This window comes from Streptomyces sp. MspMP-M5, assembly GCF_000373585.1.
Lineage (GTDB): Bacteria > Actinomycetota > Actinomycetes > Streptomycetales > Streptomycetaceae > Streptomyces.
The window spans coordinates 99,939-126,529 of sequence record NZ_KB891884.1 but is presented as its reverse complement, the minus strand read 5'-3'; the positions used below and the strand labels follow the sequence as shown (position 1 = coordinate 126,529).

Annotated in this window: 23 protein-coding genes; 16 read left to right on the top strand and 7 right to left on the bottom strand. The window is 72.7% G+C overall.

Annotated features, from left to right (window positions below):
- Positions 1-149: 149 nt before the first annotated feature.
- Positions 150-1,832: a phenylacetic acid degradation protein PaaN gene (paaN, locus tag B073_RS0112945; RefSeq protein ID WP_018538522.1), complete on the bottom strand. Its 1,683-nt coding sequence runs from the start codon at positions 1,830-1,832 to the stop codon at positions 150-152.
- Positions 1,833-1,984: 152 nt separating this feature from the next.
- Between paaN and B073_RS0112940 the strand changes: the two genes are divergently transcribed.
- Both B073_RS0112940 and B073_RS0112935 read left to right on the top strand, forming a co-directional pair.
- Positions 1,985-3,505: a 3-hydroxyacyl-CoA dehydrogenase gene (locus B073_RS0112940; RefSeq protein ID WP_018538521.1), complete on the top strand. Its 1,521-nt coding sequence runs from the start codon at positions 1,985-1,987 to the stop codon at positions 3,503-3,505.
- A 2-nt stretch (positions 3,506-3,507) separates the two neighbouring features.
- Positions 3,508-4,098, top strand: a complete 591-nt coding sequence (locus tag B073_RS0112935) for a TetR/AcrR family transcriptional regulator (protein WP_018538520.1) — start codon at positions 3,508-3,510, stop codon at positions 4,096-4,098.
- 63 nt (positions 4,099-4,161) lie between these two features.
- On the opposite strand, the gene B073_RS0112930 is transcribed toward B073_RS0112935, so the two are convergent.
- Complete coding sequence (locus tag B073_RS0112930; protein WP_018538519.1) at positions 4,162-4,692, bottom strand: Lrp/AsnC family transcriptional regulator; 531 nt, start codon at positions 4,690-4,692, stop codon at positions 4,162-4,164.
- A gap of 246 nt (positions 4,693-4,938) precedes the next feature.
- Here B073_RS0112930 and pdhA (B073_RS0112925) point away from each other — a divergent pair, with 246 nt between their 5' ends.
- The 9 genes from pdhA (B073_RS0112925) (at position 4,939) to B073_RS0112885 (ending at position 15,083) form a co-directional block, all read left to right on the top strand.
- Positions 4,939-6,132 carry a pyruvate dehydrogenase (acetyl-transferring) E1 component subunit alpha gene (gene pdhA / locus B073_RS0112925; RefSeq protein WP_018538518.1) on the top strand — a complete coding sequence of 398 codons (1,194 nt, stop codon included), beginning with the start codon at positions 4,939-4,941 and terminating at the stop codon, positions 6,130-6,132.
- Entirely contained in the window at positions 6,129-7,163 is a 1,035-nt protein-coding gene (locus B073_RS0112920) for an alpha-ketoacid dehydrogenase subunit beta (RefSeq protein WP_018538517.1), read from the top strand. The genes pdhA (B073_RS0112925) and B073_RS0112920 overlap by 4 nt, the downstream gene beginning before the upstream one ends.
- The gene (locus tag B073_RS0112915; protein ID WP_018538516.1) at positions 7,163-8,548 is read left to right on the top strand and encodes a dihydrolipoamide acetyltransferase family protein; all 1,386 of its coding nucleotides are present in this window, start codon (positions 7,163-7,165) and stop codon (positions 8,546-8,548) included. The genes B073_RS0112920 and B073_RS0112915 overlap by 1 nt, the downstream gene beginning before the upstream one ends.
- 69 nt (positions 8,549-8,617) lie before the next feature.
- Positions 8,618-9,532 (top strand): NTP transferase domain-containing protein, encoded by a 915-nt coding sequence (locus B073_RS0112910; RefSeq protein ID WP_018538515.1) that lies wholly within the window; start codon positions 8,618-8,620, stop codon positions 9,530-9,532.
- Entirely contained in the window at positions 9,529-11,061 is a 1,533-nt protein-coding gene (locus B073_RS0112905) for a molybdopterin molybdotransferase MoeA (RefSeq protein ID WP_018538514.1), read from the top strand. Before B073_RS0112910 ends, B073_RS0112905 begins: the two co-directional genes overlap by 4 nt.
- Positions 11,058-12,197, top strand: coding sequence for a potassium channel family protein (locus B073_RS0112900; RefSeq protein WP_018538513.1), 1,140 nt, complete (start codon positions 11,058-11,060; stop codon positions 12,195-12,197). Before B073_RS0112905 ends, B073_RS0112900 begins: the two co-directional genes overlap by 4 nt.
- A 109-nt stretch (positions 12,198-12,306) precedes the next feature.
- Positions 12,307-13,284 (top strand): NAD(P)H-quinone oxidoreductase, encoded by a 978-nt coding sequence (locus B073_RS0112895; RefSeq protein ID WP_018538512.1) that lies wholly within the window; start codon positions 12,307-12,309, stop codon positions 13,282-13,284.
- A gap of 151 nt (positions 13,285-13,435) precedes the next feature.
- Positions 13,436-14,263 (top strand): hypothetical protein, encoded by an 828-nt coding sequence (locus tag B073_RS0112890; protein ID WP_158690122.1) that lies wholly within the window; start codon positions 13,436-13,438, stop codon positions 14,261-14,263.
- Positions 14,264-14,522: 259 nt separating this feature from the next.
- Positions 14,523-15,083: a bacterial proteasome activator family protein gene (locus B073_RS0112885; RefSeq protein WP_026247324.1), complete on the top strand. Its 561-nt coding sequence runs from the start codon at positions 14,523-14,525 to the stop codon at positions 15,081-15,083.
- An 83-nt stretch (positions 15,084-15,166) separates the two neighbouring features.
- Here B073_RS0112885 and B073_RS0112880 read toward each other — a convergent pair whose 3' ends face one another.
- On the bottom strand, positions 15,167-16,816 hold the full coding sequence (locus B073_RS0112880) for a protein kinase domain-containing protein (RefSeq protein ID WP_026247323.1): 1,650 nt from the start codon (positions 16,814-16,816) through the stop codon (positions 15,167-15,169).
- A gap of 311 nt (positions 16,817-17,127) precedes the next feature.
- Between B073_RS0112880 and B073_RS39925 the strand changes: the two genes are divergently transcribed.
- Positions 17,128-18,792, top strand: a complete 1,665-nt coding sequence (locus tag B073_RS39925; protein ID WP_037811572.1) for a protein kinase domain-containing protein — start codon at positions 17,128-17,130, stop codon at positions 18,790-18,792.
- A 37-nt stretch (positions 18,793-18,829) separates the two neighbouring features.
- Here B073_RS39925 and B073_RS0112870 read toward each other — a convergent pair whose 3' ends face one another.
- The 3 genes from B073_RS0112870 to B073_RS0112860 form a co-directional block, all read right to left on the bottom strand.
- Positions 18,830-19,873, bottom strand: a complete 1,044-nt coding sequence (locus B073_RS0112870) for a phosphotransferase (protein WP_018538508.1) — start codon at positions 19,871-19,873, stop codon at positions 18,830-18,832.
- A gap of 52 nt (positions 19,874-19,925) precedes the next feature.
- Positions 19,926-20,342, bottom strand: coding sequence for a pyridoxamine 5'-phosphate oxidase family protein (locus B073_RS0112865; protein WP_018538507.1), 417 nt, complete (start codon positions 20,340-20,342; stop codon positions 19,926-19,928).
- A 127-nt stretch (positions 20,343-20,469) separates the two neighbouring features.
- Positions 20,470-21,129: a response regulator gene (locus B073_RS0112860; protein WP_026247322.1), complete on the bottom strand. Its 660-nt coding sequence runs from the start codon at positions 21,127-21,129 to the stop codon at positions 20,470-20,472.
- A gap of 325 nt (positions 21,130-21,454) precedes the next feature.
- Between B073_RS0112860 and pdhA (B073_RS0112855) the strand changes: the two genes are divergently transcribed.
- Genes pdhA (B073_RS0112855) through B073_RS48755 form a run of 3 tightly spaced genes read left to right on the top strand, consistent with a single transcriptional unit; the run spans position 21,455 to position 25,161 of the window.
- Positions 21,455-22,672: a pyruvate dehydrogenase (acetyl-transferring) E1 component subunit alpha gene (gene pdhA, locus B073_RS0112855; protein WP_018538505.1), complete on the top strand. Its 1,218-nt coding sequence runs from the start codon at positions 21,455-21,457 to the stop codon at positions 22,670-22,672.
- A gap of 2 nt (positions 22,673-22,674) precedes the next feature.
- Positions 22,675-23,658, top strand: a complete 984-nt coding sequence (locus B073_RS0112850) for an alpha-ketoacid dehydrogenase subunit beta (protein WP_018538504.1) — start codon at positions 22,675-22,677, stop codon at positions 23,656-23,658.
- A 21-nt stretch (positions 23,659-23,679) separates the two neighbouring features.
- A complete protein-coding gene (locus tag B073_RS48755; RefSeq protein WP_018538503.1) occupies positions 23,680-25,161 on the top strand; it encodes a dihydrolipoamide acetyltransferase family protein in 1,482 nt (493 codons plus the stop codon).
- A gap of 106 nt (positions 25,162-25,267) precedes the next feature.
- On the opposite strand, the gene B073_RS0112840 is transcribed toward B073_RS48755, so the two are convergent.
- Entirely contained in the window at positions 25,268-25,447 is a 180-nt protein-coding gene (locus B073_RS0112840) for a hypothetical protein (protein WP_018538502.1), read from the bottom strand.
- 206 nt (positions 25,448-25,653) lie between these two features.
- Between B073_RS0112840 and B073_RS0112835 the strand changes: the two genes are divergently transcribed.
- Positions 25,654-26,514, top strand: coding sequence for a GNAT family N-acetyltransferase (locus B073_RS0112835; protein WP_018538501.1), 861 nt, complete (start codon positions 25,654-25,656; stop codon positions 26,512-26,514).
- Positions 26,515-26,591: the final 77 nt, after the last annotated feature.

The following is a 26,591-nucleotide window of genomic DNA, read 5'->3' as shown; positions in this document are numbered from 1 at the left end:
TCCGGTACTTCAACATCGCATCGGCTTGGTCGTCCGGACCGCGAACGCCTTCCTGACCGAGGAGGTCCGCACCGTCGGGCCGCGCCGCTGCGTCCTGCCCTTCGGGCAGGAGGGGCCGGGGCCCGGGAGGCGCCCCGGGCCCCGGGAGCTCACGGTTCCCGCCGCACCTCCACCGTCCGGAACCGGTTGGCCACGAACGCGCCGTCGCACAGCGCCGCGTTGGCCGCCGGATTGCCGCCCGAGCCGTGGAAGTCGGAGAACGCCGCCGTCTGGTTCACATACACCCCACCGGTCAGATTCAGCGACAGCTGGGCGCACTCCTCCAGACAGGCGTCCTCCACCAGCCGCTCCACCTCGGTCGAGGTGGTGTACGCGCCGACCGTCATGGCGCCCTTCTCCCGGACCGTGCGCCGCAGCAGCGCCACCGCGTCGGCCGCCGAGTCGACCGCCACCGCGAAGGAGACCGGGCCGAAGCACTCCGAGAGATACGCCGCCTCGGACTCCGGCTTGGCGCCGTCCAGCTTGACGATCACCGGCGTGCGGACCGTGGCACCCGGGAACTCCGGGTTCACCACCTCGCGGGAGGCCAGCGCCACCTCGCCGAGCCCGGTCGCCTCGTCGATCCGCTCCTTGACCTGCGGATTGACGATCGCACCGAGCAGTGCGTTGGCCCGCGCGTCATCGCCCAGCAGGCCGTTGACCGCGCCCGCCAGATCGCTGACGACCTCGTCGTACGACTTCGGGCCGGCGTCGGTGTCGATGCCGTCCCGCGGGATCAGCAGATTCTGCGGTGTGGTGCACATCTGGCCGCTGTAGAGCGACAGCGAGAAGGCGAGGTTGGCGAGCATGCCCTTGTAGTCGTCGGTGGACTCGACGAGCACGGTGTTGACGCCGGCCTTCTCGGTGTAGACCTGGGCCTGGCGGGCGTTCGCCTCCAGCCAGTCGCCGAAGGCGGTCGAGCCGGTGTAGTCGATGATCCGGACCTCGGGCCGCACCGCCAGCGTCTTGGCCAGGCCCTCGCCCGGCTTGTCCACCGCCAGGCACACCAGGTCGGCGGGGAAACCGGCCTCGGCGAGCACCTCCCGGGCCACCTTGACCGTCAGGGCCAGCGGCAGCACGGCGCGCGGATGCGGCTTGACCAGCACCGGATTGCCGGTCGCCAGTGAGGCGAACAGGCCCGGATAGCCGTTCCACGTCGGGAAGGTGTTGCAGCCGATCACCAGGGCGACGCCGCGCGGCACGGCCGTGAACGTCTTGGTGAGCTCCAGCGGCTCCCGCTTGCCCTGCGGCTTGGTCCACGCCGCCGTCCCGGGGGTGCGGGTCTGCTCCTCGTAGGCGTACGCCACGGCTTCCAGGCCGCGGTCCTGGGCGTGCGGCCCGCCCGCCTGGAACGCCATCATGAACGCCTGGCCGCTGGTGTGCATCACGGCCTGCGCGAACTCATGGGTGCGCGCGCTGATCCGGGCCAGGATCTCCAGGCACACCGCGGCGCGCGCCTCCGGTCCGGCCTCCCGCCACGCGGGGAGCGCGGCCCGCATGGCCGGCAGCAGCACCGAGACGTCCGGATGCGGATAGGTGATGCCCAACTCCGGTCCGTAGGGCGAGACTTCCTCGCCCGCCCAGTCGTCGGTGCCGGGCTGGTCGAGCGCGAAGCGGTTGCCACGCAGCGCCTCGAACGCGGCCAGGCCCTCCTGCGCGGCGTTCTCGCCGTACGCCTTGGGGTGCTCGGGGTGCGGGGACCAGTACGCGCGGGTGCGGATGACTTCCAGCGCCTTGTCGAGGGTCGGGCGGTGCTTCTCGATCAACTGCGCTGCGGTCATTTCGGCGGCCATCGATGACCAACTCCTCGTCGACTGCGCGGAAAGCGGAAGGCGGATAGGGACTGGGAGTGACACGGCAACGGAGTTAGAGTAACCGAACGATCGGTCGGGGCAAGAGGGCCCGGCCAACCTGTGGAAAACTCGGCCGGGGAGGATCAGCTGCGATGACGGCAATCGGGACCGACACCACCGTGGCAGTGGTGGGCACCGGCACCATGGGGCAGGGGATCGCGCAGGTGGCGCTGGTCGCCGGCCACCCCGTCCGGCTCTACGACAGCGTCCCCGGCCGCGCCGCGCAGGCCGCCGAGGCCATCGTCCGCCGGCTGGACCGGCTCGTCGAGAAAGGCCGGATCCCGACCTCCGAACGGGACGCCGCCCGCGCCCGCCTCTGCCCCGCCGACGCGCTCGCCGAACTCGCCGGCGCCGCACTGGTCGCCGAGGCCATCCTGGAGCAACTCCCCGCCAAACAGGCGCTGTTCCGTGCCTTGGAGGACATCGTCCCGGCCGACTGCCTCCTGGCCACCAACACCTCGTCCCTCTCCGTCACCGCAGTCGCAGGCGGGCTCCGGCACCCCGGCCGCTGCGTCGGCATGCACTTCTTCAACCCCGCGCCGCTGCTCCCCCTGGTCGAGATCGTCAGCGGCTTCGCGACCGACGACACCGCCGCGGCCACCGCCTACGACACCGCCGCGGCGTGGGGCAAGACACCCGTGCGCTGCGCCGACACCCCCGGCTTCATCGTCAACCGCATCGCCCGCCCCTTCTACGCCGAGGCCCTGCGCCTCCACGAGGAGCGGGCCGCCGACCCCGCCACCATCGACGCCGTCCTGCGCGAGGGCGGCGGCTTCCGGATGGGCCCGTTCGAACTCACCGACCTCATCGGGCAGGACGTGAACGAGGCGGTCACCCACTCGGTGTGGACGGCCTTCTTCCAGGACCCGAAGTTCACCCCGTCCCTCGCGCAGCGCCGCCTGGTGGAGGCCGGCCTGCACGGCCGCAAGACGGGGCGCGGCTGGTTCGACTACGCCGAGGGTGCCCCGCGACCGGAACCGGCGACCGCACCACCGCACCCGGCCCCGGCCTCGGTCACTCTGCACGGCGAGCTGCCCGGCCCCGCCGCTGCACTGCCCGAGCTGATCGAGAACGCCGGCATCAAGGTCACCCGCGACGCCGCGCCGGGGGAGTCCGAGGGCTTCGTCCGGCTCCCCGGCGGCGCCGCTCTCGCCCTCACCGACGGCCGTCCGGCCACCGGCCGGGACCGCGGCCCCGCCCTCCGGTTCGACCTCTCGCTCGACTACCGGGCCGCGACCCGGATCGCCCTCGCCCCCTCGGCGACGGCCTCCGGGGCGGACGTCGCCGAGGCCGTCGGCCTCTTCCAGGCGCTCGGCAAACAGGTCAGCGTGATCGACGACGTCCCCGGCATGATCGTCGCCCGCACGGTCGCCATGATCGTCGACTTCGCCGTGGACGCCGCGGCCCGGGGCGTCGCCACCCGTGAGGACATCGACACCGCCATGCGGCTCGGCGTGAACTACCCCGGCGGCCCCATGGAGTGGGCCGACCGGCTCGGTGCTCCCTGGGTCCGGAAGCTGCTGGACTCCCTGCACCACCAGAATGCCGGGGGACGCTACGTACCGTCCTGGGCGCTGCGGCGCCGTGCGGACCTCGAGGAATGGGTGCTCTAATCATGACCATGGCCAAGCGCGACGCCTACACGCCCGATTCGCTGCTCGCGGTCTCCGTCGAGGTGTTCATCGAGCGCGGCTACGACGGCACGTCCATGGAGCACCTCTCCAAGGCCGCCGGCATCTCGAAGTCGTCGATCTACCACCACGTGCGCAGCAAGGAAGAGCTGCTCCGCCGCGCGATAAGCCGCGCCCTGGACGGGCTCTTCGGCGTGCTGGAGGAACGAGGCGCCCAGGAGGGGCGGGCGATCGAGCGGCTGGAGCACGTCACCCGGCGCGTGGCCGAGGTCCTGATGGACGAACTGCCCTATGTGACGCTGCTGTTGCGGGTGCGCGGGAACACCGGCACCGAGCGGTGGGCCATGGAGCGCCGCCGCGAGTTCGACCACCGGGTCGCCGAGCTGCTGAAGGAGGCCGCCGCCGAGGGCGATCTCCGGGACGACGTGGACGTCCGGTTGGCTACCCGTCTGCTCTTCGGCATGATCAACTCGATCGTGGAGTGGTACCGGCCCGGGCGCGGCGACGCGGCGAGCCGCGAGGAGGTCGCGGAGGCCGTGGTGAGGACGGCGTTCGACGGGCTGCGCAGGGCCTGAACGGGGCCTGAAGCGGTCCCTGAACGGGGCCGCCGCGCGGTTCCCGCGTTCCTCCCGCGGCCCTCAGCCCCCGCCCCCCTCTTCCTCGGGCCCCAGGTCCGTCTCCTCGAAGACCAGCAGGGTGCGGGTGCTCAGCACCTCCGGTATGGACTGGATCCGGGTCAGCACCAGCTCCCGCAGCTCGCGGTTGTCCTTGGTGTGCACCAGCAGCAGCACGTCGAAGTCCCCGCTGACCAGCGCGATATGGGCGGTTCCGGGCAGTGCGGTGAGCTGTTTGCGCACGGTCCGCCAGGAGTTCTGCACGATCTTCAACGTGATGTAGGCGGAAGCGCCCTGACCTGCCCTTTCCTGGTCGATCAGGGCACTGAAACCGCGGATGACGCCGTCGTCGAGCAGCCGGTTGATCCGTGCGTAGGCGTTGGCGCGGGAGACGTGCACCTGCTCGGCGACGGAGCGTATCGAGGCCCGGCCGTCGGTCCGCAGCAGGCGCAGGATGGCACGGTCGATGGCGTCCAGGGGGCGGGCGGCCGGAGAGGAGGGAGCGGGTGCCGCCGGCGGCTGCCCGCCCGGATTGGCCATCTGTTCCTCCGGCATGTGCTACCGCCTCCCCTTTGTGGACTCCCTGCCTTCATCACAAGCTGTGGAGAACCGTTTGTCCACAGGCTGAACCCGCCTGTAGCCAAAATGCATCAACGACCGAACAATCGGTAGGGAAGGGCTCACCCGCCCCGAGCGCTCGCGTTCTGCCCGTCCTTCCGGCGACCGCCGGGAGGCGGCACCCAGCTCCCCACCCCATGAGGCGCATCGCGCCACCCCTTCGATGACGAGGAGGTGCCCGTCATGACGGTCCTCGAGCAGCCCGGCAGCAGCAGGCACACCAGTAGCCTGGCCGGCCCGCCGCCCGCCTGGCGGCCGCGCGTCGATCCCGCGCCCCTCCTGCCGGACGCCGAGCCGTATCGCCTCCTGGGCACGGACGCCGCCCGCCGACTCGATGCCGGACTGCTGAAGCGGCTCTACACCGAGCTGGTGCGTGGCCGGCGGTACAACGCCCAGGCCACCGCCCTGACCCGCCAGGGCCGCCTGGCGGTCTACCCCTCGTCCACCGGCCAGGAGGCATGCCAGGTCGCCGCGGCGCTCGCCCTCGAAGAACAGGACTGGCTCTTCCCCAGCTACCGCGACACCCTCGCCGCCGTCGCCCGCGGCCTCGACCCCGTCCAGGCCCTGACCCTCCTGCGCGGCGACTGGCACACCGGCTACGACCCCCGCGAGCACCGCGTCGCCCCCCTGTGCACCCCGCTCGCCACCCAGCTCCCGCACGCCGTGGGCCTGGCCCACGCCGCCCGCCTCAAGGGCGACGACGTGGTCGCCCTGGCGCTGGTCGGCGACGGCGGCACCAGCGAGGGCGACTTCCACGAGGCGCTCAACTTCGCCGCCGTCTGGCAGGCCCCGGTCGTCTTCCTCGTGCAGAACAACGGCTTCGCGATCTCCGTGCCGCTCGCCAAGCAGACCGTCGCCCCGAGCCTCGCCCACAAGGCGGTCGGGTACGGCATGCCCGGCCGTCTGGTGGACGGCAACGACGCCCCCGCGGTGCACGAGGTCCTCACCGACGCCGTGCGGCGGGCCCGCGAGGGCGGCGGCCCCACCCTCGTCGAGGCCGTCACCTATCGCATCGAGGCCCACACCAACGCCGACGACGCCACCCGCTACCGCACCGGCGCCGAGGTCGAGGCATGGCGGGCCCATGACCCGATAGCCCTCCTGGAGCGCGAGCTGACCGCGCGCGACCTGCTCGACGAGGAACTGACCGGCTCTGCCCGGGAGGAGGCCGAACGCCTCGCGGCCGACCTCCGGGAGCGGATGCACGCCGACCCGCCGCTGGACCCGATGGCCCTGTTCGACCACGTCTTCACCGAGCAGTCTGCGCAACTCCGCGCCCAGGCCGCCCAGTTGCGCGCCGAGCTGGCCGCCGAGGCCGAAGGGCACTCCGAGACCACCACGGGCACCGCGACCCCCGCCCAGGAGGCCAGGCCATGACGACCACCACCGCGCCCACCGCGCGCAAACCGGCCACCATGGCGCAGGCGCTCACCCGCGCGCTGCGCGACGCCATGGCCGAGGACCCCGCCGTCCATGTCATGGGCGAGGACGTCGGCACCCTGGGGGGCGTCTTCCGGGTCACGGACGGTCTGGCCGCGGAGTTCGGCGAGGACCGCTGCAGCGACACCCCGCTCGCCGAGGCCGGCATCCTGGGCACCGCCGTCGGGATGGCGATGTACGGGCTGCGGCCCGTCGTGGAGATGCAGTTCGACGCCTTCGCCTACCCGGCGTTCGAGCAGCTCGTCAGCCACGTCGCCCGGATGCGCAACCGCACCCGCGGCGCGGTCCCCATGCCGCTGACCATCCGCATCCCCTACGGCGGGGGCATCGGCGGCGTCGAGCACCACAGCGACTCCTCCGAGGCGTACTACCTCGCCACCCCCGGCCTCCAGGTCGTCACCCCCGCCACCGTCGAGGACGCCTACGGCCTGCTGCGCGCCTCCATCGCCTCCGACGACCCGGTCGTCTTCCTCGAACCCAAGCGGCTCTACTGGACCAAGTCCGACTGGTCCCCGGACGCGCCCACTCCCGTCGCCCCCCTGGGCCGCGCCGAGATCCGCCGCCGCGGCAGCAGCGCCACGCTCGTCACGTACGGCCCGTCCCTGCCCGTCTGCCTGGAGGCCGCCGAGGCCGCCCGCGCCGAGGGCTGGGATCTGGAGGTCGTCGACCTGCGCACCCTGGTGCCGTTCGACGACGAGACGGTCTGCGCGTCCGTGCGGCGCACCGGCCGGGCCGTCGTCGTCCACGAGTCCAACGGCTTCGGCGGCCCCGGCGGCGAGATCGCCGCGCGGATCACCGAGCGCTGCTTCCACCACCTGGAGGCGCCGGTGCTGCGCGTCGCCGGCTTCGACATCCCCTACCCGCCGCCCATGCTGGAGCGGCACCACCTCCCCGGTGTGGACCGGGTCCTGGACACCGTCGCCCGCCTCCAGTGGGAGTCGCGCTGGACCGAAGGACGTGATGCGTGATGGCCGTGGTGCGCGAGTTCACCCTGCCCGACCTGGGGGAGGGCCTCACCGAGGCGGTGATCGTGCGGTGGCTGGTCGAGGTCGGCGAGGTGGTGGCCGTCGACCAGCCGGTGGTGGAGGTCGAGACCGCCAAGGCGATGGTCGAGGTGCCGTGCCCGTACGGCGGGGTGGTCACCGCCCGCTTCGGCGCGGAGGGGGCCGAGGTCCCGGTGGGGGCACCGCTGGTGACGGTCGCGGTCGGCGCGGCGCCGGACGCTCTCGCCGGAGACGGCACGGTCGGGCCCGGCCCCGCCGTGGCGCCGGCCCCGGCGCCCCCGGCTCCCGGCGCCGAGGAGGCGGCGGACTCCGGCTCGGGGAACGTCCTGGTCGGCTACGGCACCAGCGCCGCCACGGCCCGGCGGCGCAGGATCCTGCCGGGCACCGCGGAGGGCTCCGCGCCCCGGCCGGCCGAGCCCGCACTCCTCGCCACCGCCGACGGGCCCGCCCCCGCCACCACGGCGCCCGACGGCACCCGCACGGTGGCTGTCATCTCCCCGCTGGTGCGCCGCATCGCCCGCGAACACGACCTGGACCTGCGGGAGGTACGCGGCTCCGGGCGGGACGGCCTCATCCTGCGCACGGACGTCGAATCCGCGATCAGGGCACGGGAAGCACATGGCCCCGTCGTCGGCGCCACCGCGACCGGGCCCGTTCCCGGTGAGGAGCGGATTCCGCTCAAGGGGCTGCGCGGCGCGGCGGCCGAGAAGTTCAGCCGCAGCCGCCGCGAGATCCCGGACGCCACCTGCTGGGTGGACGCCGACGCCACCGAACTCCTCGCCGCCCGCCGGGCGATGAACGCACCCGGCGCCCCCAAGGTGGCGCTGCTGGCGCTGCTGGCCCGGATCTGCACGGCCGCACTCGCCCGCTTCCCCGAGCTCAACGCCACCGTCGACACCGCGACCCAGGAGATCGTCCGGCTGCCCGCGGTCCATCTGGGTTTCGCGGCGCAGACCGACCGCGGCCTGGTGGTGCCGGTCGTCCGGGACGCCCAGGACCGCACGGCCGAGCAGCTGTCCGCCGAGATCGCCCGGCTCACCGAGGCCGCGCGGGCCGGCAGGCTCTCCCCCGCCGAGCTGTCGCACGGCACATTCACCCTCAACAACTACGGCGTCTTCGGGGTCGACGGCTCCACCCCGATCCTCAACCACCCCGAGGCGGCCATGCTCGGCGTCGGCCGGATCGCGGCCAAACCCTGGGTGTACGAAGGGGAGTTGGCGGTCCGCCAGGTGGTCCAGCTCTCGTTCACCTTCGACCACCGGGTGTGCGACGGCGGCACCGCGGGCGGCTTCCTGCGGTTCGTGGCCGACTGCGTGGAACGGCCCGCGCTGCTGCTGCGCTCGCTGTGACGTCGTTTCACGTGAAACGACGGCCGCAGCCGGCGGTGTGAGCGCGCCGCCCCCGGCGATACTCAAGGGGTGAACGACCACACCGACCACGACGCGATCGTGTTGGCCGGCGGCGCGGCCCGACGGCTCGGCGGGGCGGACAAACCCGCCCTTCCGGTCGGCGGCCGCGCTCTGCTGGACCGGGTCCTGGCCGCTTGCCCAGACGCCGGCGTCAGCGTCGTCGTCGGCCCCGCCCGCCCGACCGTGCGCCCCGTGGTCCAGGCCCTCGAAGATCCGCCCGGCGGCGGCCCGCTCGCCGCGCTCGACGCCGGACTGCGGCACACCACCGCCCCCACGGTGCTGGTCCTCTCCGCCGATCTGCCGTTCCTGACGACCGGGACGGTGCGCGCCCTCCTGGAGGCGGCGACCGCCGGCGGCGCCCCGCTCCGGGACGGGGCGCTGCTGCGCGACGCCGAAGGGCGGGACCAGCCGCTGGTGGCCGCCTACCGCTCGGCGCCGCTGCGCCGCGAACTGGACCGGCTGCGGACCACTCACGGCACCCTGACCGGCCTGCCGCTGCGCCCCCTGCTGTCCGCGCTGGCGCTCGTCCGCATTCCGGATCCCACGTCCTCGGCCTCCTTCGACTGCGACACCTGGGAGGACCTCGGCACGGCGCGCGCCCGGATCAGGGAGCATGGACTCGTGCTGGACGAATGGATCACCGCAGTCAAGGCCGAACTCGGCATCGACCTCGATGTCGACACGGCGGCACTTCTCGACCTCGCGCGGGACGCGGCGCACGGCGTGGCCCGCCCGGCCGCGCCGCTGACGACTTTTCTGATCGGCTACGCGGCCGGCCGGCAGGACCGCGATGTGGCGGAGCTGTCGCGGCAGATCGGCGCGCTGGCCGACCGCTGGGCGGCCGAGGCCGCCGCCGAGGAGGCCGCCGCGGCGCGGGCGGCCGGTTCCGGTGCCCCGGCTGACGACGCTCGGCCCGCGGAATGACCGACCGGGAGCGCGGCGACCCGTTCGGCGACGACTTCGCCGACGCGCTCGCCCTGGCCAACGGCGTCGCCCCCGGCTCCCGCCGACCCGGCGCCGCCGACCAGCCGCCCGGCGGCGCCGCGACCAGCGCCCACCCCGCCGACGGCGGGGGAGTGTCCCGCGGCGGTGGCGAACCGGGTGCCGGCGTCGATCCGGGCCGTCCCGCCGGCCCCGGCAGGCGGCCGGCGGGCCACCCCGCCACCTCGTGGCGCACGGCCCGCGAGCGCGCCGAACACGCGCTGCAGGAGCCGCCCGGCCCCGGCACGGCCGAGCTCGCCGACGCCCTCGGCCGCACCCTCGCCGCCCCCCTGGTGGCCCTCACCGACCTGCCGTCGTTCGACACCTCGGCGATGGACGGCTGGGCGGTCGCCGGCCCCGGCCCCTGGCGCATCGACCGTGCGCCGGACGATGCCGACAGCGGCCCGGACGCCGGCATCCTCGCCGGTCACGACGCCCCCGCGGTGCTCCCCGACGGCCATGCGCTCCCCATCGCCACCGGAGCCCGCATCCCGGTCGGCGCCACCGCCGTGCTCCGCAGCGAACACGGCGAGATCCTCGAACTCCCCGACGGCCGGGCCCGGTTGTACGCACCGCGGCCGGTGCCGCCGGGCCAGGACATCCGCCCGCGCGGCCAGGAGTGCCGCTGCGGCGACCAGCTGCTGCCCGCCGGCACGCCGGTGACCCCCGCGGTCCTCGGTCTGGCCGCCGCGGCCGGCTACGACGAGCTCTCCGTCCACCCCCGCCCGCGCGTCGAGGTCTTCGTCCTCGGTGACGAGCTGCTGCGCAGCGGACTTCCCGAGGGCGGCCGGATCCGTGACGCGCTCGGCCCGATGCTGGTGCCCTGGCTGCGCGCCCTGGGCGCCGAGACGGCCGCCCCGCGCCACCTCGGCGACGACGCCGACGCGCTCCACGACGCCCTGGCCGGCTCCACCGCCGACCTGGTCGTCACCACCGGCGGCACCGCCTCCGGACCCGTCGACCATGTGCACCCCACGCTCCGGCGGCTCGGCGCGGAGCTTCTGGTGGACGGCGTGGCGGTGCGCCCCGGCCACCCCATGCTGCTGGCCCGCCTCGCACCGCGCCGGCACCTCGTCGGCCTCCCGGGCAACCCGCTGGCCGCGGTGTCCGGCCTGCTCACCCTCGCCGAACCGCTGCTCCGCACGCTCGCCGCCCGCCACCCCGCGGCGCCGTACCGGGTGCCGCTGGCCGCCGCGGCCGTGGGGCATCCGCAGGACACCCGGCTCGTCCCGGTGGCGTACCGCGACGACGACCGGCACGGGATGGTGGCTTCGCCGCTGCACTTCCACGGGCCCGCCATGCTGCGTGGGATCGCCGCCGCCGACGCGCTGGCCGTCGTCCCGCCCGGCGGCGCGGAGCGCGGCACCGAGGTCGAACTCCTCGAACTGCCCTGGCCGGCGGGCTGGTCGGCGGGCTGGCCGCCCCCGGACACCTCCTACGACCCGGCGGCCCCCTCCGGAGGCGCCCCGTGAAGCTCCCGTCCCACGACGCCGCCGCACGCGAGGTCGCCGAGGACCGCTCCCACCGGGTGATACTGCCCCGCCGAGCCCCGAAGGCGCCGATACGGCAGGTCGCCCGGCGGCTGATGATGGCCCTGCTGGTGCTCGTCGCGACGGTCTTCATCGTCTGGATCGACCGCGACGGCTACCACGACAACGCCGGTGGCCCCCTCGACCTGCTCGACTGCGTCTACTACGCCACCGTCACGCTCTCCACCACGGGTTACGGCGACATCGTCCCCTACAGCCCGGGCGCCCGGCTGCTGAACATCCTGCTGGTCACGCCGCTGCGCGTGCTGTTCCTGATCATCCTGGTCGGCACCACGCTGGAGGTCCTGACCGAGCGCACCCGCGAGCAGTGGAAATTGACACGCTGGAGAAACGCCTTGCGCGATCACACCGTCATCGTCGGCTACGGAACCAAGGGCCGGTCCGCCGCGCAGACCCTGCGGGCCACCGGCCTGGCGCGGGACCGCATCGTCGTCGTCGATCCCAGCACCAAGGTCGTCGAGTCCGCGGTGTCCGAGGGCTTCGCCGGCGTGGTCGGCGACGCGACCCGCAGCGATGTGCTGCTGCGGGCCGAGATCCAGCGCGCGCACCAGGTCGTCATCGCCACCCAGCGCGACGACACCGCCGTCCTGGTCTCCTTGACCGCGCGTCAGCTCAACAAGCACGCCAACATCGTCGCCGCGGTGCGGGAGGAGGAGAACGCACCGCTGCTGCGGCAGTCCGGTGCCGACGCGGTCATCACCTCGGCCAGCGCGGCCGGCCGGCTGCTGGGCCTCTCGGTGCACAGCCCCAGCGCGGGCGCCGTCATGGAGGACCTGATCCAGCAGGGCAGCGGACTGGACCTGGTAGAACGTCCGGTGGTCAAGGCCGAGGTCGGCAGGTCCGTCCGGGAGACCGACGACCTCGTCGTCTCCGTTCTGCGCGGCCACCGGCTGCTGGGCTACGACGACCCCCAGGCGAGCCCGCTGCAGACCGCGGACCGTCTGATCACCATCGTCCGCGCCGCCCCGGCGGAGGAGCCCGCCGCCTCCGGGAAGCCGTCCGCCAGGCCGACGTTGCCCGGCACCGCGGTCTCCCCCATGCGCCCGGCGGACGACTGACGGACGGTCGGGCGGGGCGCCGGCGACCGGACTCCGCGGGCCGTGACCGGCAGCGGGAGGGCGCCCTGCCCTTTCGCTCCCTGGCCGGTCGGCGAGTAGCCTCGCGCCCATGCGAGCGATCACCATCCCTGAGCCCGGTGGCCCCGAAGCCCTCGTCTGGGCCGAAGTGCCCGATCCGCAGCCCGCCGAGGGCGAGGTCCTGATCGAGGTCGCGGCCAGCGCCGTGAACCGCGCCGACCTGCTCCAGCGCCAGGGCTTCTACGATCCGCCGCCCGGCGCCTCCCCGTACCCCGGCCTGGAGTGCGCGGGGCGGATCGCCGCGGTCGGCCCCGGCGTGCACGGCTGGGCGGTCGGCGACGAGGTCTGCGCGCTGCTCTCGGGCGGCGGGTACGCCGAGAAGGTCGCCGTGCCGGCCGGCCAGGTGCTGCCGCTGCCGCCCGGCGTCGACCTCGTCACCGCCGCCGCGCTCCCCGAAGTGGCCTGCACCGTCTGGTCGAACGTCTTCATGATCGCGCATCTGCGGCCCGGCGAGACCCTGCTGGTCCACGGCGGCGCCAGCGGCATCGGCACCATGGCGATCCAGCTCGCCAAGGCGGTCGGCGCGCGGGTCGCGGTCACCGCGGGCGGCCCCGAAAAACTGTCCCGCTGTGCCGAGTTGGGCGCCGACATCCTCATCGACTACCGCGAGCAGGACTTCGTCCAGGAGATCCGCAAGGCCACCGAGGGCAGGGGCGCGGACGTCATCCTCGACATCATCGGTGCCAAGTACCTCCAGCGGAACGTCAAGGCCCTGGCGGTCGCCGGCCGGCTGGCGATCATCGGGCTGCAGGGCGGCGTGAAGGCCGAGCTCAACCTCGCCGCCCTGATCTCCAAGCGCGCCGCGATCACCGGCACCGGACTGCGGGCCCGCCCGGTGAGCGAGAAGTCGGCCATCGTCGCCGCCGTCCGGGAGCACGTCTGGCCGCTGATCGGCAACGGCCAGGTCCGCCCGATCGTGGACCGCACCCTGCCGATGGCGGAGGCCGCCGAGGCGCACCGTGTCCTGGACGCGAGCAGCCACTTCGGCAAGGTCATCCTGGCCGTCTGAGGGCCCGCCGCCCGTCGCTTCCGGGGGCCCGAGCGCCCCTCGCCCCTCCCCGTGCCGGCCGGTCCCCCGGCGGACCGGCCCGAGATGCCGCGGTTCACCCGCCGTGTGACGCTGGGCACGTCACTCGACGGCTCGGCACGGGAGGGGCACCGTGGTCGCTCCAGGATTCCGTACGCGCATCGCCACAAGTCTGCTGGTGGTCGCCGCCGCCCTGCCCGTCTCCATGATTGCCGGCCCTGCGCTGGCCGTGGACCACAAGGCCACCCCGGCCGCCCGCCCCGACGAGTCCCTCGACGCCTACACGGCGGACCTCCCCCTGTCCGCGGAGCGTCTGGCGCGGCTGTACCCCGACCTTCCCGGCCTGCCCGACCGGCTGCCGGACCTTCCCGGCACCGACGGCCTCCGGGACCTGCCGGACCGCCTGCTCCGCCTCACCGGCGCCCTGTCCGGCTTCGCGCACCATCACGCCGGCGCGTTCCCCCACGTCCCGCGGCACCCGCACCGGCATCACCCGTTCGGTCCCTCCTTCCTCTGGCGCGCGGACCCCTTCCCGGACCCCGACGACAGCGTGCTGGACGACTACGCGGACGCGGACACCTCCGAGCCGTCCGAGGCGCCGAGCCCCCCGGCCACGGACCCCGTACAGCTGCCGCCCAGCCGCCCCGCGCCGAGGCCGCACCACAGCGCTCCCTCGGCCGCGCCGAAGCCGCACCGGGCCCCGCCCGACACGGCGCCGCCGTCCCCCTCGCTTCCCCGCGATCTCGCAGAAGGCCCCGCCCCGAGTCCGCATGGGCAGGCGCCGTCGCCCGCTCCCCGGCCGAAGCCCGACAGCACCGTGGCCGGTCCGGATCCGGCGGCCGGCCCCTACGCCCTCGACGCTCCGGGGGCCCGGGTCGAGCGGGTGCTCCCGATGGGGGCCGGGATGGCGCTCACCGGCCTGGGGCTCGCCTTCCTCGGCCTTCGGCTGCGCCGTCGCTGAGGCCCGTTTCACGTGAAACGAAGAGCCGGTGTTTCACGTGAAACGAGCGGAGGGCGCGGTTTCCCGTGAAACAGCCGGGATTGAGCCCGGATTCAGCCCAGACTCTGCGGTTTCACGTGAAACAACACGCGGTGAAGACCGGGGTCCCAGCAGGCGCCCCCTTCGGAAGCGCCGCGATGATCCGCTGTTCCTGAAAGGGTGGATCACCTTCTGACAGGGGCACCACCGTTCTGGAGTTGCCGTACGAGAGAATGGCGGCATGGATATGCCGATGAACGAACGGTCGCAGGAGAACCAGCACGTCCTGGTAGTCGGCCCGGACGGCATGGCGCTCGGCAGCGCCGGCTCCGGTGGCGGGGACGAGGGCGAGGAGCCCCGTGAGATTCCGGTGACGGACATGGTCGAACAGCCTGCGAAGGTCATGCGCATCGGCAGCATGATCAAGCAGCTGCTGGAAGAGGTGAAGGCCGCCCCCCTCGACGAGGCGAGCCGGGTGCGCCTCAAGGAGATCCACGCCAGCTCGGTCAAGGAGCTGGAGGACGGGCTGGCGCCCGAGCTGGTCGAGGAGCTGGAGCGGCTCTCGCTGCCCTTCACCGATGAGTCGGTGCCGACCGAGGCCGAGCTGCGGATCGCCCAGGCCCAGCTGGTCGGCTGGCTGGAGGGGCTTTTCCACGGTATCCAGACCGCGCTCTTCGCCCAGCAGATGGCCGCCCGGGCCCAGCTGGAGCAGATGCGCCGCGCACTGCCGCCCGGCGCCCCCATGGAGGGCCACCCGGAGCAGCCTGGTGACGGCGGCGCCCGCTCGGGCCCGTACCTCTGATCGTGGCGCAACGCCCGTAACGGCCGGAGGGGCCGGCACGCGAACTGCGTGCCGGCCCCTCCGCTGTCAGGGCGTCGCTGACTTCAGTTGCCGTGGCCCGACGAGATGGTCAGCTCGATGGTGTCGTTGCTGCGGGGGTCCCACCAGCTGACGGCCGCCGGGGTCTGATCCGTCACGGAGTTCTTGGCCCAGAGCGCGTTGTTCTCTTCCCTGACGATCTTGTATCGCCAGCCGGCGGCCCTGATGCACGCCTCGACCGACTCCAGGTTCTTGAACTTGAAGTCGGGGAAGAGGACCTTGCCCTTCTGGGAGTAGCTCGGCGTCGGGTTGGTGCACTCGGTGCTCTGGATCGTCGCCGTCTTGTCCTCCGGCCGCACGCTGGCGGTGGGCGACGGGGAGTAGGAGTACGTCGGGCCGCCGCTGCCGCCACCGTCGTCGCTCCCGGCGCTCAGACCGATCCCGATCGCGATCGCGGTCACCACGATCACGCCCACCACCGCCGAGACGATGATCACCGGGCCGTTGTTCTTCCGCGGCCGGGCCGGCGGCATCGAGCCCGTCACCGGCGCGGGCGGCCCGGGGAAGGTCGGCGGCGGGGCCTGGAAGCCGCCGCCGGCGAACGGCGCGGGCGTGGGCGCCGGGCCCGGTGCGGGCGTCGGGTAGGCGTTGTTCACCGGCGGCGGCGTCGAGGGGCCGAAGGCCGCCTGCGTCGGCTGGTACGGCTGCTGGACGTTCGGCGGCGCCGGGGTCTGCGGGTTGCCGGAGGCGGTGGGGAACACCGCGGAGGAGACCGAGGCGCCGCTGGTGCGGGCCCGCGGCCCCTCGCTGATGATCAGCGGCGTCGCCCCGGACTGCCCGGACCCGGCGATCCGCAGGCACTCGTCCCGCATCGCCTCGGCGGTGGGGAACCGTTCGTTGGGGTTCTTCTTCAGCGCGCGGGCCACCAGCGCGTCCACCGCCGGCGGCAGCGAGCGGTTGATGCTCGACGGGACCGGCGGCTCTTCCTGGACGTGGGCGTAGGCGATGGCCAGCGGGGAGTCCGCGTCGAACGGCAGCTGACCGGTGAGCAGCTCGAAGAGCATGATGCCGACCGAGTACAGGTCGGAGCGGGCGTCCACACCGCGGCCCAGCGCCTGCTCGGGCGAGAGGTACTGCGGGGTGCCGACGACCATGCCGGTCTGCGTCATCGAGGTCACGCCGGACTGCATGGCGCGTGCGATGCCGAAGTCCATGACCTTGACGACGTTGCGCTTGGTCATCATGACGTTGCCGGGCTTGATGTCCCGGTGGACCAGGCCCATCTCGTGGCTCGCCTCCAGGGCGGCGAGCACGTCGGCGGTGATTTTCAGCGCCTTTTCCGTCGGCATCGCGCCGTGCTGGGCGATGTCGCCGTCGAGCACGGAACGCAGCGGCTGGCCGGAGACGTACTCCATGATGATGTACGGCACCATGCCGCCGTCGAGTTCGTCCTCGCCGGAGTCGAAGACCGAGACGATGTTGGTGTGCGTGAGCTTCGCCACTGACTGCGCCTCGCGCCGGAAGCGCTCGCGGAACGCCTGCTCGCGGCCCAGCTCGGTGTGCAGTGTCTTGATCGCGACCTCGCGGTCCAGCACCGAGTCGTAGGCGAGGTGCACCGACGCCATGCCGCCGGCACCAAGAAGATCACGAAGCTGGTAACGTCCACCGCCGACCGAACGGCCCTCGAATTGGCCCTGAGCGCCGTCCTGGCTCATCGTTCCGCTTCCCCCTGGGCGTACAGCCCTATGTCCAGCGATCAAAATCCAGATTTCCGCAGCCAAGTCTGCCCCAGGCCGCGGACACGTCAAGCCGTGTGCCCGTTCCGTGACCAGATGTGCAAGATCCGGTCACGGCCGTCAGGGTTCCGCACTCCCGGTCACCCCGGGTGAACTTGCGACTCTTGGTAAGAGGAAGGTTTGATGGCCGGTCCACCACGGACCGGTGGGTGCCGCAGAACCTGTAGCGTGCTCTAGCGAAGACCGAGACCTTACCGCTGTAACGCGGATCGATTCGACGGCGAGGACCGATGGCACCGACGCAGAGCCCCCAGGGGCCGTCCGATCCTGACGCCAACAGCTCCAGTGTCCCGGACGCACCGGAGATGTGGGGCAACGGCGGGCTGGTCGGTGACGGCCGCTACCGGCTGACGCGCCGGCTGGGTCGGGGCGGCATGGCGGAGGTGTTCGCCGCCGAGGACGTGCGCCTGGGCCGCACCGTCGCCGTGAAGCTGCTGCGCGCCGACCTCGCCGAGGACCCGGTGTCCAAGGCCCGCTTCACCCGCGAGGCACAGTCCGTGGCCGGTCTGAACCACCACGCGGTGGTCGCCGTCTACGACTCGGGCGAGGACTTCGTCGGCGGCAACACCGTGCCGTACATCGTGATGGAGCTGGTCGAGGGCCACACCATCCGCGATCTGCTGCTGAACGCCGAGGCCCCGCCGCCGGACCAGGCGCTGATCATCGTCTCCGGGGTGCTGGAGGCGCTGGCCTACAGCCACCAGCACGGCATCGTGCACCGGGACATCAAGCCCGCGAACGTGATCATCACCAACAGCGGCGCCGTGAAGGTGATGGACTTCGGCATCGCCCGCGCCCTGCACGGCGCGCAGTCGACCATGACGCAGACCGGCATGGTCATGGGCACCCCGCAGTACCTCTCCCCGGAGCAGGCGCTCGGCAAGACCGTCGACACCCGCTCCGACCTCTACGCCACCGGCTGCCTGCTGTACGAACTCCTCGCGCAGCGGCCGCCATTCACCGGCGAGACCCCGCTCTCGGTCGTCTACCAGCACGTCCAGGACATGCCGGTGCCGCCCTCCCAGGTCGCCGATGCGGTGCCGCCGGAGCTGGACGGCCTGGTCATGCGGTCGCTGGCCAAGGACCCCGACGACCGCTTCCAGACCGCCGAGGAGATGCGCGGCCTGGTCCAGTACTCGCTGCAGATGCTGCACGAGCAGGGCGGCCACACCGGCACCTGGAACACCGGCCCGGTCGCGCTGCCCGAGGGCGGGCACACGATGGCCCTGCGCGGCGGGGTCGCCGAGACCACCGCGCTCTCCCACCCCGACGCCGGGCAGACCACGGCGCAGCCGATGCTGACGCCCGGTGTGCGGGACGACGACGGCGGTTTCGAGGGCGGATACCGCCAGGCCAAGGGCGGCCGCGGCAAGGTGTGGCTGATCGCCGTGCTGGCGCTGATCGCGATCGGCGTGGGCGTGGCCTTCGCGCTGCAGAACAAGACCGGCCCCGAGCACCGGCCCAAGACACCGGTCTCGCAGTCCCCCTCGCCGTCGAAGTCCGACGAGACCACCGAGCCGCCGACCGACGAGCCGACCACCCCGGAGACCTACCCGGGCGGCAGCAGCGGCGGCGGGAACACCTACACCCGCCGGCCGAGCCACGAGCCCAGCACCCCGCCGTCGTCCGAGCCGCCCAGCTCGCAGCCGCCGACCTCGCAGCCGCCGACCGGCTCCACCGGTGGCAAGACCGACGGCGGCACCACCGACGGCGGGACGACGGGCGGCGGGACGACCGACGGCGGCACCACCGACGGGGGCACCACCGACGGCGGCACCACCAACGGCGGGACCAACACCGGCGGTACGAACACGGGCGGTACGAACACCGGCGGCACGTCCACCGGCTCCAACACCGGTGGCAGCACGCCGCTGGGCGGCGCGACCGGAGGCTGACCGGAAGCCCGCGGGCGGGGCCGGAGCCTCGCCCGCGTCAGCCGGTGAACGCCCTCCGCACGGCGGGGTAGGTGCGGGTCCACCACACCGCCAGCGCGGCCGCCGCGGGGAACTGCGGATCGGTGCGCCGGTCGCCGAGCCGGTAGCGCCAGGCGAGCATCCAGAAGTCGTTCAGCCGCTCCCACCAGACCCGGTGCACGGCCGCGGCCAGCTCCTCGGCACCGGCTCCGCACACCCCGCGGTAGGCGCTCGCGTACGCGGCGACCTTCGCCAGGTCCAGCGTCCCGCAGGGGCGGACGAAGAAGATCGCGGCGGCGCGTACCGCCTCCTCGGCGCGGGGCTGGACGCCCAGCCGGTCCCAGTCGACGATCGCGGCCGGCTCGGAGCCGCGGTAGAGCACGTTCAGCGGATGGAAGTCGCCGTGCACCCAGCCCGCCGCGGGCTCGGCGCCAGGTGCCGGGCGGCGGTGCGCCTGCCGCTCCAGCAGGGCCCGGCGCTCCAGGAGGCGGTGCTCGGCGAGCTCATCGAAGCTGGTGCGCGGCCGGGCGCCGCGGGCCAGCGCCAGCAGTTCGTCGATCGTCTCGAAGGTCCGCTCGGGGTCGGCGGCGGTGTCCGTGCCAGGTGGCCGCGGCGGCGCCGGCTCGTCGGCCATGACCCGCTCCAACGTGGTGTGGACGCGCCCGAGCAGGGCGCCCAGCCGCCGGGACTGACCGGTGGTCAGCTCCCCGCCGGTCCGGTGCCGCCCCTCGATCCAGGGGTGCAGGGCGTAGCAGCGGCCGTCCAGCACGGTGAAGGTCCGGCCGCCGGCCCCGGTGACGGGCGGGACGACCGGCAGGCCGAGGCCGGCGAGGCGGCGGGTGGCGCGGTGCTGGCGGGCGAGGGCGGTGCGGTCGCCGTCGAGGTGGTGTTTGAGGAAGTAGCGGCCGCGGGTGGTGGCGAGGAAGTAGCCGTGGTTGAGCAGTCCCTCGGCGACGGGCTCGCAGGACAGCGGTGCCCCGGCGCTGTCGTAGTGGCGCAGCAGGGATCCGAGGGTGTCGCGGTCGGGCGTCGTCGCCGACCGGACTACAGATGAGCGCAGCACGCGCCAGATGTTAGATCAACGTCGCCCAGTGGAGCGGGTGTCCCGGAAAGCCTTACAGAGGGTGTGCATATCCGAAGACCGGGACATCCGTGAGGTGATGCAGCGTCACGAACTCCGGCTCGATCCGCAGGAAGACCGGGTCGTACGGCTCCCCGTCGGCCAGCCGTGGGGTGCGGCCGAACAGCGCCCGCTCGGCCGGGGTGGGCTCGATGACCCGGGCGGTGCCGGTGAACTGCACGGACCAGGTGTCCTGGGCACCGCAGTTGACGTTGTCCGCCTCGTACGCGACGACGCTGCCGTCCAGCGCCCGGTGGTAGTCGTAGCCGCGGTGCAGCCGCAGGATGACGCGGTCGTCGACGACGAGGTGCCGGGTGACGGTGGTGAAGGGGAGTGCCCGCCGGCTGGCCGACACCCGGCCGTAGGGGGTCCTGCTCAGCAGCTCGATGGCGCGGAAGACGTCGGTGGGCATGGACACACCCTGCCCGTTCGGCGCGGCGCCGGATAGGGACGGCCGCCCCCCGGTGGGTGGGACGTTGGTCCCTGTCCTGCCGCGGAACAACCACCTCCACGGCCGGGACCAGGGGTTTTCCGTCGTGTCAGCGCCTTTCGGCCTGCATGCGGGCGACATAGGCGGCGGCCTGCGAACGGCGTTCCATGCCGAGCTTGGAAAGCAGGCTGGAGACGTAATTCTTGATCGTCTTTTCGGCGAGATGGAGTCGTTCGCCGATGACGCGGTTGGTCAGTCCCTCGCCGATCAGATCGAGGATCTTGCGTTCCTGCTCGGTGAGGCCGGCCAGCCGGTCGTCGCCCTTCGCGGCGTTGCCGTCGCGGAGCCGTTCCAGGACCCGGGCGGTGGCCACCGGGTCGAGCAGCGACTTCCCGGCCGCCACGTCGCGGACCGCGGAGAGCAGTTCGCTGCCCCGGATCGCCTTGAGGACATAACCGGACGCACCGGCCATGATCGCGTCGAACAGGGCCTCGTCATCGGCGAACGAGGTGAGCATCAGGCATTTGATGTCCTCGTTCTGCGAGCGGATCTCGCGGCACACCTCGACGCCGCTGCCGTCCGGGAGCCGGACGTCCAGTACGGCCACGTCCGGACGCGTCGCAGGGATCCTGACCAGGGCATCGGCCGCGGTGCCGGCCTCGCCGACGACCTCGATGTCCTCCTCGACCGACAGCATTTCGTGGACGCCCCGCCGTACCACTTCGTGGTCATCGAGCAGGAAAACAGTGATTTTTCCGTCTTCGCGCACCTCTCCAGTCTCACACATCAACTCTTCCCGTGCTCCAGGTCACCGATATAACGTGCCGTTGTCCCGGCGGCCTGCAACGCTGTGACCAGGAGTTGTTCCCAGCCTTCGCGTTTTACTTGGAAATCCAAGCAAAATCGCAGGTCAGCGCCATTTCCACTTCGGCTTTGACAATGGGTAACGTGCAATGAGCAGGCCACTCCGGGGCGCTTTGTTCCACCCGGATCCGGCCGCGTTCGCACACACCCCGTGCGCCGTATCGGATACCGGGTGAGCCGCAAACGGCCACCGGCGGACCCCGGGGGCCGGACAGACGGAGGAGCAGCACGTGACCGTGGAAGGCACTGCCGAGCGGAAAACCGCCCGCGGCGGCAGCAAGCGCACCACCGCCAAAAAGGCGTCGCCGGCGAAAAAGGAGACGCAGTCCAGGGCCAGGAACAGCGCCCGGCCGGACCAGGCGGAGCAGGACGAGCTCGTACAACTGCTGACCCCGGAAGGGAAGCGGGTCGAGCACCCGGAATACGCGATCGATCTTTCTCCCGAGGAACTGCGCGGGCTTTACCGCGACATGGTGCTGACCCGGCGGTTCGACGCCGAGGCCACCACTCTCCAGCGCCAGGGAGAACTGGGCCTGTGGGCCTCGCTGCTCGGCCAGGAAGCCGCCCAGATCGGCTCGGGCCGTGCGCTGCGCGACGACGACTACGTCTTCCCCACCTACCGGGAGCACGGCGTGGCCTGGTGCCGCGGCGTCGACCCGACGAACCTGCTGGGGATGTTCCGCGGTGTCAACAACGGCGGTTGGGACCCCAACAGCAACAACTTCCACCTCTACACCATCGTCATCGGCTCGCAGACGCTGCACGCGACCGGTTACGCGATGGGCGTGCAGAAGGACGGCGCGGATTCCGCGGTCATCGCGTATTTCGGCGACGGCGCCTCCAGCCAGGGCGATGTCGCCGAGTCCTTCACCTTCTCCGCGGTCTACAACGCCCCGGTCGTCTTCTTCTGCCAGAACAACCAGTGGGCGATTTCCGAGCCCACCGAGAAGCAGACCCGCGTCCCCCTCTACCAGCGCGCCCAGGGCTTCGGCTTCCCCGGCGTACGGGTCGACGGCAACGACGTCCTGGCCTGCCTGGCGGTGACCAAGGCGGCGCTGGAGCGGGCGCGCACGGGCCAAGGCCCCACGCTCGTCGAGGCGTTCACCTACCGCATGGGCGCCCACACCACCTCCGACGACCCGACGCGCTACCGCGCCGACGAGGAGCGGCTGGCCTGGGAGGCCAAGGACCCGATCCTGCGGCTGCGGAAGTACCTGGAGGCCGAGGGGATCGCCGACGACGCGTTCCTCGCGGCGATCGACGAGGAGAGCGAGACCCTGGGCAAGCGGGTCCGCGACGCGGTACGGGCGATGCCCGACCCGGACCATCTGGCGATCTTCGAGAACGTCTACGCCGACGGGCACGCGCTCGTCGACGAGGAGCGCGCGCAGTTCGCCGCCTACCAGGCGTCCTTCGCCGACGCCGACGCCGCCGCGGAGGGGAACTGACCATGGCCGTCCACGAGAAGATCACCATCGCCAAGGCGATCAACGCATCGCTGCGGGCCTCCATGGAGGCCGACCCCAAGGTCCTCGTCATGGGCGAGGACGTCGGCAAGCTCGGCGGCGTCTTCCGGGTCACCGACGGGCTCCAGAAGGACTTCGGCGAGGACCGGGTGATCGACACCCCGCTCGCCGAGTCCGGCATCGTCGGTACCGCGATCGGTCTGGCCCTGCGCGGCTACCGCCCGGTCGTGGAGATCCAGTTCGACGGTTTCGTCTTCCCCGCCTACGACCAGATCGTCACGCAGCTCGCGAAGATGCACGCGCGGGCGCTCGGCAAGGTCAAGATGCCGGTCGTCATCCGCATCCCGTACGGGGGCGGCATCGGCGCCGTCGAGCACCACTCCGAGTCCCCGGAGTCGCTGTTCGCGCATGTCGCGGGCCTCAAGATCGTCACGCCCTCGAACTCCTCCGACGCCTACTGGATGCTCCAGCAGGCCATCGCCGGCGACGACCCGGTCATCTACTTCGAGCCCAAGCGCCGCTACCACGACAAGTCGCGGCTGGACACCGAGTCGATCCCGGACCCGCTGCACAGGGCCCGGGTCACCCGGACCGGTTCCGATCTCACGCTGGTCGGCTACGGCCCGATGGTGAAGGTCTGCGAGGACGTTGCCAAGGTCGCCGCCGAGGAGGGCAAGTCGGTCGAGGTCGTCGACCTGCGCTCGATCTCCCCGATCGACTTCGACACCGTGCAGTCCTCGGTCGAGAAGACCGGCCGGCTGGTCGTGGTCCACGAGGCGCCGGTCTTCTTCGGCTCCGGTGCGGAGATCGCGGCCCGGATCACCGAGCGCTGCTTCTACCACCTGGAGGCACCCGTGCTGCGGGTCGGCGGCTTCCACGCCCCCTACCCGCCGTCCAGGCTGGAGGACGAGTACCTTCCGGGGCTGGACCGGGTGCTCGACGCCGTTGACCGCGCGCTGGCGTACTGAGGGCTGAGGAGAGTCGTGACCATGACTGCAGGGACCGCCGGCGCCGCGAACACGCAGCGCATCCGCGAGTTCAAGATGCCCGACGTGGGCGAGGGGCTCACCGAGGCCGAGATCCTCAAGTGGTACGTCCAGCCCGGTGACACCGTCACCGACGGCCAGGTCGTGTGCGAGGTCGAGACCGCCAAGGCCGCCGTCGAACTCCCCATCCCCTACGACGGGGTGGTGCACACGCTGAACTTCGACGAGGGCACCACCGTCGACGTCGGCACCGTGATCATCTCGGTCGACACCGACCCCGGCGCCGGGCCCGTCCAGGTGCCGCCCGCGGAGGCCGCGGAGGCCGCGGCGACCGCCGCGGACGCCGAGGAGGACGCCGAGCCGCAGGGCCGGCAGGCGGTGCTGGTCGGCTACGGCGCCGCGCCGTCCTCGACCAAGCGCCGGGCGCGCAGGCCGCAGCCGGTGCCCGCACAGCCGGAGCCGGTGACCACCGGGCTCCAGGCGGAGCTGAACGGGCGGACCGCGCCGGCGCCGGCCGCCACCCCGGTCGCCGTTCCGGCGCCGCCCGTGGTGCCCGCCGCCTCGGCCCCGGTCGGCGAACGCCCGCTGGCCAAGCCCCCGGTCCGCAAGCTCGCCAAGGACCTGGGCATCGACCTGGCGACGGTCGCCCCGACCGGGCCGGGCGGCGTCATCACCCGTGACGACGTCCACGCGGCCGCCGCACCGGCCGAGGCGCCGGCCGTCGCCCCCGCCGCACCCGAGGCGGGCGTCCCGGCGGCGGCCCCCGTCGTCGCCTTCGACGCCGCCCGCGAGCGCCGGGTACCGGTCAAGGGCGTGCGCAAGGCCACCGCCCAGGCGATGGTCGCCAGCGCCTTCACCGCGCCGCACGTCACGGAGTTCATCACCGTCGACGTGACCCGCACGATGAAGCTCGTCCAGGAGCTGAAGCAGGACCCGGACCTGGCCGGGCTGCGGATCAACCCGCTGCTGCTGGTCGCCAAGGCGTTCCTGGTCGCCATCAGGCGGCACCCGGAGGTCAACGCCGCCTGGGACGAGGCGAATCAGGAGATCGTCTACAAGGACTACATCAACCTCGGCATCGCCGCGGCCACCCCGCGCGGGCTGATCGTCCCGAACATCAAGGACGCGGGCGTCAAGACGCTTCCGCAACTCGCCACCGAGCTGGCCGAGTTGGTGGCGACGGCCCGCGAGGGCAAGACCTCTCCGGCAGCGATGGCCGGTGGCACGGTCACCATCACCAACGTCGGCGTCTTCGGCGTCGACACCGGTACGCCGATCCTCAACCCGGGGGAGTCGGCCATCCTCGCCTTCGGCGCGATCAAGCTCCAGCCGTGGGTCCACAAGGGCAAGGTCAAGCCGCGCCAGGTCACCACCCTCGCGCTCTCCTTCGATCACCGTCTGATCGACGGCGAGTTGGGCTCCAAGCTGCTCGCGGACATCGCGGCGGTCCTGGAGCGGCCCAAGCGGCTGATCACCTGGGCGTGAGCCGCCGGGACTGACCGGCCGGGCCGAGCCCGTCACGGCAGCGGGGGCGGTGTTTCACGTGAAACGGTCGGTGCGTTTCACGTGAAACACCGCCCCTTGTCGTTGCTCAGCCCCGGACGAGCTCGACCGCGCGGCTGAAGTGCGCCAGCGGGCCGGTCGGTGCGGACGGGTCGGCCTGTGCGGCGGCGCTACGGGTCAGTGCGGCGCCCGCCCAGACCGCGGCGACGATCAGGGCCAGCACGGCGGCATTGCGGGCGCGGCGGCCGGTGTGCGTCCTGGACTGCATGGTCAACTCCCCTTGTGCGGTAGGCCGTATCGGCTCCGTGCCTCCATTCACCCACGGATTCCGGCCCGTTCCGTACGCGTCAGGTACGGACTCGCGTACACCTTGAGTCGGACCCGGGATCCCCCTCGGGTCCCCCTGCCGACCGGGGCGGGCGCCGGACGGGAATGGGTTTGCCGCCGCGGCCCCGGCTGTTTACGGTCGGCGGAATGAACAGTCACACGGTCATCCGGCGCTACCGCGACGCAGATCAGGACGCGGTGTGCGACCTGTGGTCCAGGGCGTCGCAGCAGGCGCATCCGTTCATCGAGGGGGAAGGCGAAGGGGAGCGGGCCCGGCTCCTCCGCGAGGTGTATCTCGCCCGCGCGGAGAACTGGGTCGCCGAGCGCGACGGGGTCGTCACCGGACTGCTCGGGCTGCTGGGTGTCGGCGGTGGCGGTGACCGCGCCGTCGAGATCGGCGGGCTGTTCGTGGCGCCCGAGGCGCAGGGCGGTGGCATCGGCCGGGAACTGTTGGAGCACGCGGCCGCGCGGTACGGCGCGCTGACCCTGGAGGTCTTCGAGGAGAACGCCCGTGCCCGGCGGTTCTACGCGCACCTGGGCTTCACCGAGGGTGGGCGGCGGATCGACGACCGGACCGGGCACCCGCTGCTCACCATGGAGCGCGAGGCGCCGCTGCGGTCGGTCTCCTGGCTGCATGTGCGCGCCGGACGGCTGCTGAGCGTGCGGACGCGGGGCAACGACACCTTCTACCTCCCCGGCGGCAAGTACGAGCCGGGGGAGACCGCGCGCCAGGCGCTCTCCCGGGAGCTCTCCGAGGAACTCGGGCTGCGGATCGCCGCCGAAGAACTGTCGGAGGCGTTCGTCGTCCACGACGTCGCGCACGGCAAGAACGGCCGCCGGCTCCACATGACCTGCTTCACCGGCGGCCCCCAGGACATCGAGCCGGCGCCCGGCCGGGAGATCGCCGAGTACGCGTGGTTCGACCGCGCGGAGTCCTTCGAGCGCTGCGCGCCCGCCCATCGCCAGGTCGTGGACCGCCTGGTCGCGCAGGGGCGGATGACGGCCTGAACACAGGGCGGCCGGTGGCTCGATGTGAGCCCCAGCCGCCTCCATAACGCCCCTACCAGGACAAACACCCCTGAGAT

Bases quoted from the DNA above. Each gene is read 5' to 3' on its own strand.
- B073_RS48755 (WP_018538503.1), top strand. From the start codon at position 23,680: ATGACTGCAGGGACCGCCGGCGCCGCGAACACGCAGCGCATCCGCGAG.
- B073_RS0112895 (WP_018538512.1), top strand. From the start codon at position 12,307: ATGCGAGCGATCACCATCCCTGAGCCCGGTGGCCCCGAAGCCCTCGTC.
- B073_RS0112915 (WP_018538516.1), top strand. From the start codon at position 7,163: ATGGCCGTGGTGCGCGAGTTCACCCTGCCCGACCTGGGGGAGGGCCTC.
- pdhA (WP_018538518.1), top strand. From the start codon at position 4,939: ATGACGGTCCTCGAGCAGCCCGGCAGCAGCAGGCACACCAGTAGCCTG.
- B073_RS39925 (WP_037811572.1), top strand. From the start codon at position 17,128: ATGGCACCGACGCAGAGCCCCCAGGGGCCGTCCGATCCTGACGCCAAC.
- paaN (WP_018538522.1), bottom strand. From the start codon at position 1,832: ATGGCCGCCGAAATGACCGCAGCGCAGTTGATCGAGAAGCACCGCCCG.
- B073_RS0112850 (WP_018538504.1), top strand. From the start codon at position 22,675: ATGGCCGTCCACGAGAAGATCACCATCGCCAAGGCGATCAACGCATCG.
- B073_RS0112885 (WP_026247324.1), top strand. From the start codon at position 14,523: ATGGATATGCCGATGAACGAACGGTCGCAGGAGAACCAGCACGTCCTG.
- B073_RS0112865 (WP_018538507.1), bottom strand. From the start codon at position 20,342: ATGCCCACCGACGTCTTCCGCGCCATCGAGCTGCTGAGCAGGACCCCC.
- B073_RS0112905 (WP_018538514.1), top strand. From the start codon at position 9,529: ATGACCGACCGGGAGCGCGGCGACCCGTTCGGCGACGACTTCGCCGAC.
- B073_RS0112880 (WP_026247323.1), bottom strand. From the start codon at position 16,816: ATGAGCCAGGACGGCGCTCAGGGCCAATTCGAGGGCCGTTCGGTCGGC.
- B073_RS0112840 (WP_018538502.1), bottom strand. From the start codon at position 25,447: ATGCAGTCCAGGACGCACACCGGCCGCCGCGCCCGCAATGCCGCCGTG.
- B073_RS0112920 (WP_018538517.1), top strand. From the start codon at position 6,129: ATGACGACCACCACCGCGCCCACCGCGCGCAAACCGGCCACCATGGCG.
- B073_RS0112935 (WP_018538520.1), top strand. From the start codon at position 3,508: ATGACCATGGCCAAGCGCGACGCCTACACGCCCGATTCGCTGCTCGCG.
- B073_RS0112930 (WP_018538519.1), bottom strand. From the start codon at position 4,692: ATGCCGGAGGAACAGATGGCCAATCCGGGCGGGCAGCCGCCGGCGGCA.
- B073_RS0112940 (WP_018538521.1), top strand. From the start codon at position 1,985: ATGACGGCAATCGGGACCGACACCACCGTGGCAGTGGTGGGCACCGGC.
- B073_RS0112835 (WP_018538501.1), top strand. From the start codon at position 25,654: ATGAACAGTCACACGGTCATCCGGCGCTACCGCGACGCAGATCAGGAC.